The sequence below is a fragment of the Sphaerisporangium sp. NPDC005289 genome (assembly GCF_040607455.1).
Lineage (GTDB): Bacteria > Actinomycetota > Actinomycetes > Streptosporangiales > Streptosporangiaceae > Sphaerisporangium > Sphaerisporangium rhizosphaerae.
In genome coordinates this window covers 1-7,886 of record NZ_JBEXGS010000054.1, presented here as the reverse complement: position 1 = coordinate 7,886, position 7,886 = coordinate 1, and the positions used below count along the sequence as shown (strand labels likewise).

4 protein-coding genes are annotated in these 7,886 nt (G+C 70.9%); 2 read left to right on the top strand and 2 right to left on the bottom strand.

The window, feature by feature from the left end; genetic code table 11:
• Nucleotides 1–476: 476 nt before the first annotated feature.
• Nucleotides 477–2,006 carry a carboxylesterase family protein gene (locus tag ABZT47_RS40205; RefSeq protein ID WP_354854056.1) on the top strand — a complete coding sequence of 510 codons (1,530 nt, stop codon included), beginning with the start codon at nt 477–479 and terminating at the stop codon, nt 2,004–2,006.
• A 110-nt stretch (nt 2,007–2,116) separates the two neighbouring features.
• The gene (locus tag ABZT47_RS40200; RefSeq protein ID WP_354854054.1) at nt 2,117–2,695 is read left to right on the top strand and encodes a TOPRIM nucleotidyl transferase/hydrolase domain-containing protein; all 579 of its coding nucleotides are present in this window, start codon (nt 2,117–2,119) and stop codon (nt 2,693–2,695) included.
• Between the two features lie 143 nt (nt 2,696–2,838).
• Here the strand turns inward: ABZT47_RS40200 and ABZT47_RS40195 are convergent, their stop codons facing one another.
• Both ABZT47_RS40195 and ABZT47_RS40190 read right to left on the bottom strand, forming a co-directional pair.
• Entirely contained in the window at nt 2,839–7,056 is a 4,218-nt protein-coding gene (locus tag ABZT47_RS40195) for an AAA family ATPase (RefSeq protein ID WP_354854051.1), read from the bottom strand.
• Nucleotides 7,057–7,327: 271 nt separating this feature from the next.
• Nucleotides 7,328–7,886 (bottom strand): ATP-binding protein (locus tag ABZT47_RS40190; protein WP_354854049.1); only part of this gene is annotated, 559 nt, incomplete at its 5' end.

Here is a 7,886-nt window from a genome sequence, read left to right as displayed (position 1 = left end):
AGAACCCCAAACCCTTCGTATGGACCAAGACCGCCGAAGAGATCCTCGAATCACTCGCTAAATATTTGGGACGGATTTCTGGCGCATGACACTAGCGCGGTGACCACATACCTTCACCGGGCGCGGCTTTCCATCCCGGGCCGCGCCTGGTGCGGTGACCGTACGTTCGCCGGGCGCTGCTCTCTACCCGGGTGACGTGCTGCGGTGATCGGCGCCGGGTCGGCGGGTCGTGGTACGGCGATTCCGGCGCCTGCTACGGCGCCCGAGCCGGTGAACGTCCGTGGACAGCGGACTAGGGAAGACCCCGCACGCCGACCACGGCGTCGCTCGTTCACGGCACTGGCCGCGTCGGTCAGCGGCACACCGGTCGAAAGGCCGCTTCTTCTGACCGGACGAGTCGTTGGCTAAATGGTTTGCCCGTCGATGGCGTGCGCTGGGATGCTCGGCGCGAGCAGGTACGGGGAGGAGACCGCGACGTGGCCGTCACCGCATCCAGCAAGTCGTCCGAGTCCGAGCCGGAGGTCCGCACGACGGCCGGCGTTCTGCGCGGGGGCCGGGAGGCGGGCCTGGCGGTCTTCCGCGGCATCCCGTTCGCCGAGCCGCCGGTCGGCGCCCTGCGGTTCGCCGCGCCGCGGCCGGTGCGCGGCTGGGACGGTGTGCGCCCGGCGGTCGCGTACGGCCCGCCGCCCCCGCAGGCCGGGGTGCTGGGAGGGTCGCAGGACGCCGCCGGCGACGACTGGCTGACGCTCAACGTCTGGACACCGGAACCGGGTCCGGCGGCAGCGCTGCCGGTGATGGTGTGGATCCCCGGCGGCGGTTACGCCATGGGCGATTCCAGCCTGCCGGAGTACGACGCCCGGCACCTGGCCGTGAGTGGCACCGTGGTCGTGACCCTCAACTACCGTCTCGGCATCGAGGGGTTCGCGCTGATCGGCGGAGCCCCGGCGAACCGGGGACTGCTCGACCAGGTCGCGGCCCTGCGGTGGGTGCGCGACAACATCCGGGGGTTCGGCGGCGATCCGGACCGGGTCACGGTCTTCGGGGAGTCGGCCGGTGGCGGATCGGTTGCCGCGCTGCTGGCCATGCCGCTCGCCGCCGGGTTGTTCCACCGGGCGGTCGCGCAGAGCGTGCCGGGGACGTTCTTCTCCCCGGAGTTGGCCGCCGACATCGCCGCCGCCTGCGCCGCCGAGCTGGGGGTGGAGCCCACGGTGTCCGGCCTGTCGGCGGTGGCCCCGGCCCGGCTGCCCGCCGCGGGCGACGCGATCCACGCGAAGATGGCCCAATGGCGGGAGCGCTGGGGGCAGATCACCCACCGGCCGATCCCATTCGCCCCCGTCGTCGACGGTGACGTCCTGCCTGCCACCCCATGGCAGGCGCTGGCCGACGGCGCCGCCCGCGACATCGCACTCCTCGCCGGGCACACCCGGGACGAGCACCGGTTGTTCAGCCTGATCGACGGCGTGCTCGGGCAGGTCACGCCCGAGCAGACCGACACCGCTCTGCGCATGCTCGCCCCCGGCCCGGACGGCGCGCGCCGATACCGCGAGGCGTTCCCGGCCGCGTCCGACGAGGAGCTGTACGAGCTGGTCAACTCCGACTGGCTGTTCCGCATGCCGAGCCTCCACCTCGCCGAGGCGCAGATCGCCGGCGGCGGCCGGGCCCACCTGTACGAACTGACCTGGCCCGCGCCGGGATGGGGCGGCGCCCTCGGCGCCTGCCATGGCCTGGACGTGCCGCTCGTCTTCGGCAACCTCAGCAGTGGACGACCCGCCACGCTGATCGGCGCCCCACCCTCCTCGGAGGCGGAGGAGCTGTCGGCGCGGATGCGCGGAGCGTGGACGGCGTTCGCCGCACACGGCGACCCGGGCTGGCCCGCGTACGACACCGGCCGGCGCCTCGCGCAGATCTTCGACACGCCGTCGACGGTCACCGCCTACCCGGAGGATGCCTCGCGGCTGCTGTGGCAGGACCACGACTTCCCGGCGCTCCCCCTGCTCGCGCGGTGACAGCGGCACGGCGGCCGGAGACGTTGATCCACGGTCGGTGACCTCGGCCGGTGACCTCCCGACGCGTGAAACATGGTGAACATCTTGGGGTGCGGTGCGAGGCTGGGCCCGTGAGCGACACGCGAACGGTGGTCCTGGTCGAGGGAGTCAGTGACCGGTCGGCCATCGAGGCGCTGGCCGAGCGCCGCGGCCGGAACCTGGCGGCCGAAGACATCTCGCTTGTGGCGATGGGCGGTGCCACGAACATCGGAACCTACCTTCGCAGGTTCGGCCCTGCCGGTCGCGACCTCCGGCTGGCCGGTCTGTGCGACGTCGGGGAGGAAGGCCACTTCCGGCGGGGCCTCGAGCGCGCCGGCCTCGGGTTTGATCTGGGCCGGAGCGATCTGGAGGCGCTCGGCTTCTTCGTGTGCGTCGCCGACCTGGAAGACGAGCTGATCCGCGCCCTCGGCACCGCCACGGTCGAACGCGTCGTCGAGGCCCAGGGCGAGCTCGGCTCGTTTCGCACACTGCAGAAGCAACCGGCATGGCGCGGGGGCACGACCCACGCCCAGCTCCGCCGGTTCATGGGATCGGGCGGCGGCCGCAAGATCCGCTACGCCGCCCCGCTCGTCGCCGCACTCGACCTCGACCGCGTGCCGCGACCGCTGGACATGCTGCTCACCCATCTGTCGGGCAGTCACACAAGGTGACCGCGTCAGGAGACGACACCCCTGCGTGAAGGCACGGACCTCGCGACCGGGACGCTCAGGCGAGCCTGTCGATGTGGGCGGGGCTACGGCCGTTCGCCTTTCGCCGGTGTACAGGTGCACGTATGGCGTCGCTTGTTCGAGGGTCAGCGGCACACCGGTCGAAAGTCCACTTCCGATACGTATTGGGCCCATTCGGCGCGAGTGAAAGAGGGAGCGGAGATCGCGCAGACGGCTGTGAGCAGATCTTTGGGCATGCCCACTTCCCATAGTTGCGTTGTGCCGTCGTCGCCACTGGTGGCCAGGGTCTGCCCGTCAGGGCTGAAGGCGAGCGAGGCGATCCAGTGGGTGTGGCCGACGAGGGGGGCGCCGATGGGAGCGCTGGTCGCGGTGTCCCACAGGCGCACAGTGCCATCCACGCCGCTGGTGGCGAGTGTCTGTCCGTTGCGGCTGAAGGCGAGCGAGGTGACTTCGTCGGTGTGGCTGACGAGGGGGGCGCCGATGGGAGCGCGGGTGCTGACCTGCCACAGCCGAACCGTGCCGTCCTTGCTGCCGGTGGCCATGATCTGTCCGTCGGAGCTGAAGGCGAGCGAGGTCACCTTGTCGGGGTGGCCGACGAGGGGGGCGCCGACGGGAGTGGGAGTGCGGGTGTTGACCTGCCATAGCCGAACCGTGCCGTCCTGGCCGATGCCGGCCAGGACCCGCCCATCCGGGCTGAGAAAGGACGAGGTATCCCATCCGCGGCTGCGGGCGAGCGGGGCATTGAGGGGTTCGCCTGTCCGGACATCCCACAATCGCGCACTGCTGTCGTCCGGGCCGCTGGTGATCAGGGTCTGTCCATCGGAGCTGAAAGCGACCGAGGTGGTCGCGAAGAGACGTCCGGTCAATGGTGCACCGATGGCTTTACCGGTTCGTGTATTCCACAATCGTGTTGTGCCGTCGAAACTGCTGGTGGCCAGGGTCCGGCCGTCGGGACTGAAGGCGACCGAGGTGATCGTCCGGGTGTGGCCGGTGAGCGGCGCGCCGATGGGCGTGCGGGTCGCCGCGTCCCACAGCTGCACGGCGCCGTCACTGCCACCGATGGCGAGGATCCGTCCGTCAGGGCTGAAGGCGACCGGGGTCCCCAGGCTGAACTGATCGGTGTGCGGAGTTCCGATGGAGGTGTGGAGTCTGATGTCCCACAACCGCACAGTGTTGTCCTCACTGGCTGTGGCCAGGGTGTGTCCGTCGGGGCTGAAGGCGAGCGAGGTCACCCGGTAGTTGTGGCCGGTGAGCGGCGCGCCGATGGGTGTGCGGCTCGCCGCGTCCCATAACCGCACGGTGCCGTCACCACCCCCGATGGCCAGGATCGCCGGCTCTTTGGGGCTGAAAGCGACGCAGAAGTCGCCACGGGGGTGTCTGGGGAGGGAAAGCTTGATCGGTGTGCGCGTTCTGACCCGCCACAACCGCACCACGCCGTCCATGCCGCTGCCGGCCAGCATCTGGCTGTCGGGGCTGAAGGAGAGGGCGGTGACGGCGTGTTCGTGGGCGGGGAGTGGGTCGCCGATGGGAGTGCGCGTCTCGGTGTTCCATAGCCGCATGGTGCCGTCGGAGCCGCCGGTGGCCAGGGTCTTTCCGTCGGGGCTGAAGGAGAGGGCGGTGACGGCGTGTTCGTGGGCGGGGAGTGGGTCGCCGATGGGAGTGCGCGTCGCGGTGTTCCACAGCCGCATGGTGCCGTCGAAACCGCCGGCGGCCAGGGTCTTTCCGTCGGGGCTGAAGGAGAGGGCGGTGACGGCGTGTTCGTGGGCGGGGAGTGGGTCGCCGATGGGAGTGCGCGTCTCGGTGTTCCACAGCCGCACGGTGCCGTCGTCGCCGATGGCCAGTGTCCGCCGGTCGGGGCTCAAGGCGGCCGAGGAGACCCAGCCTTTGTACCCAGGGATAGCCGTACCGATCAGTTTGCGGGTCCGGGTGTCCCATAATCGCGTCAGGCCGTCGCCGACGGTGGCCAGCGTCCGTCCGTCGGGGCCGAAGGCCACCGCGGAGATAGGGCCGGAGGGGGCGGTGAGGACGGCGCGTTGCGGGCGGCTGAGGATGTTGAGCATGGCGGCGCGGGCTTCGGGGGTGTGGCTGATCCGCCAGGCCGTCGCCGCCAGCAGCGCGGGTAGTGCGGGGTCGCCGCCGGTGAGCAGTTCGCTTCGGGCGGCCAGCCGGCGCGACAGGGCCACATCGCGCTGGCCGGTGATCTCGCGCTTGGCCTTGATCGCCAGGCCCGCCGCGGTCAACGCTATGACCAGCAACGCGGCCAGGGCGGTGGTCACGGTGCGGCGCAGCACCGTGGCGCGTTTGCGCGCGGAGATGGCGGCGTCCAAGAACTCCTCCGCGCTGTCCGGCGGGTCGGGGTAGCGGTCGGGGTGGGCCTGCCAGTGAAGCCGGGCGCGCAGGACCGAGGTCAGACGCTCGCCGTGGTAGAGGAACGACGCGCGACGCTGGTTGCGGGCCCAGTCCTCGGCGTCCTCCAGCAACCGGTGGTACAGGGCCTGGTCGGCCGGGTCCTGCTGGAGCCACCCTGCCAGCCGTGGCCAGGCGTGCAGTAGGGAGTCGTGGGTGATCTCCGCGGTCTGCTCGCCCACCACGATGAGCCGTTGCGCGGCGAACGCCTCCACCACCTGCTCGACATCGGCCGCGTCGGCACCACCCTGCCGCTCGGCCGGCCGGCCGAGGGCGACCGGGGGAGGTTGGAGGCCGGGCTGACGCTGGTAGGGCATGGGCCGGCGGACGGTCCGGCCGTCGGCGGTGAGCTTGGTCAGCCGGTGGAACACCTGCCGGGCGATGGCCTGTTGATGGTCGGGCAGAGCGGTGTAGACGGTCTCGGCGCTGGTCTGGATGGCGTGGGCGACCCCGCCCGACAGCCCGTAGCTGCGGCTGGTCAGCTTGTCCGATTCGCGGTGTTTCCAGGTGACCCGCATCGCCTCCGACAGCAACGGCAGCGCGCCCACCTCGTACCGGCCATCGGCCGCGCGGGCCGGTAGATCACCCAGGATGGTGTCCACCAGCGCCGGAGATATCTTCACCCCTGCTTGTTCGGCCGGACCGGTCAGGGCCAGGCGCAACTCCGGTCCGCTCATCGGCCCGACCAGGAACAACCCGTCCCGCACCGCGTCGGCCAGTTGCGGGTAGGCCGCGCACTCGGCCAGGAAATCGCTGCGCACCACCACGACCACCAACGCGGCCGGCTCGCCGTCCGGCCCGCTCGGCCGGGTCGCCGCCGCGTGCAGGGCGGCGATGAAATCCGCCCGCTGGCCCTCGGCCCAGCCGGCACCGCCGGACTCGGCATCCTCCGGCAGGGTGAAGACCCGCTCGAACGGGTCCACCACCAGCACCAGCCGATCACCACTGCTGGTGGCCGGCCCACCGGCCGAGGCGCCGGGGCGGGTGACCACCACATCACGCACCACGGTGTGCGCCTGCTGCGGCGCACTCCGCAGCATCTGCCGGATCGGGACCGGGTCGGCGCCGGCCAGCGCGGCCAGCACCCGCGCCAGCTCATCGCGCGGGGTCGCGGTCGGATGCACCACCGCCACCGGCCACCCGGCCGACTCGGCGCTCAGTTCCCCGGCGGCCAGCGCCGGCAGCAGTCCCGCGTGCACCAGCGAGGATTTGCCCGCCCCCGACGCGCCGGCCACCACCAGGATCCCCGGCCGGTCCAGCCGATTGGCGAGCGCGTCGACCAACTGCGCGGTCAGCCTCTCCCGGCCGAAGAACACCTGCGCCTGATCCTGCTCGAACGCCGCCAACCCCGGATACGGACACCCCCCCGCCCACTGGTGGTCCTCCGCCTCGGCCGCCTCCCAGGCTCCGGCGGCCTCAGCGGTCGATTCCCTGGCCTCAGCGGCCTCTCTGGCCCCGTCAGCGGTCGATTCCCTGACCCCGGCGGCTTCCCTGGCCCCGGCGCCCTCAGCGGTCGATTCTCTGGCCCCGGCGGCTTCCCTGGTCCTGGTCGTCTCAGCGGCGGCCCCCTTCGTCCGGGCCGGTTCGACCACGACCAGGTCAGGCGGGGACGACCGAGCCTCGCGCAACCAACGCCGCCACTGCTCCTCGTCAAGCAGACCCGCACTCACGTGCTCAGGCAGCACCCGCCGGCCCCGGCAATGCTCCACGAGCACCCGGACCATCACCAAGAACGCCGCCTCCGACTCCGGCAGATGGCGACCACGTTTCCAGTCGCTGATCCGCGGCCCACTCACCGGCCGCCCCCGCCCGGCGGGCCGCCGCCGATTCACCTCACCCACCAGACTCTTCACCGGCAGGTCGGCGGCCGCCTCCAGCAGCTCGGCCAACCGCACCGCGAACAACCGCCTCGGAGTCAACTCCGCCGCCTCACCCATTTCCGCTCCCGCACATAGCGATCACCCTTCAATCCATACCGGTTCGGGAAGTCCGCAGCGCAGCACTCACCGAGGCGAACATCCCAATCAACACGTGACCGAGCCGCACGGACACAACACCTATGCGTTGATCAGTGCGACGCAACACCAAGCGATCTCCGCCTGGTGTTGTCGCGAGACCGTCGCCGGCGAGACGACGACGTGAGTGAATACGAGTCCTGGAGCAAGGATTAATCGATTCACGCGCACTGGTCTCCGGCCAGGACCACCCTCAGACGTTGACCTCCGATTTCAGCTGCTTGGCCTGCTGGGCGAGGCCCTGCGCGATGATGAGCATGGCCATGCCGAGAGCGATCATGGAGATGATGGTGGGCCACTGGAGTGCCTCGGGCAGGTAGAGCGCCAGAAACCAGCTCTGCTCGTCAGCGCCGTAGACCTTGAAGGCCGCCGCCACCAGTCCCTGCGGGAACAGCGGCAACCAGCCCATCCCCCAGCAGAGCACCATCAGTGCGTACTTCCAGGCAGGCAGTCTGGTGCGGCGGGGGACCTGTCCGGCGAACGCGCGGGGGATGTCGATGGTGGCGATGGTGGGACCTCCCTGTGGGCTATGGATGGTCAGGACACCGTCGAACGCGGCCACCCGTCGTTCGATGCCGCGCAGGCCGCTGCCGCGCGATGGGTCGGCGCCGCCGTGTCCGTCGTCGGTGACGGTGATGCGCAGGGCGGGACCGCGCGGGCTGATGTCCACCGCGACATGGCGTCCTCCGCCGTGCCTGCTGGCGTTGGTGAGCAGTTCGCTGACCACGAAGTAGACGGCGGACTCGACCGGC

Coding starts and splice junctions, on each gene's coding strand:
- ABZT47_RS40195 (WP_354854051.1), bottom strand. CDS start 7,056: ATGGGTGAGGCGGCGGAGTTGACTCCGAGGCGGTTGTTCGCGGTGCGG.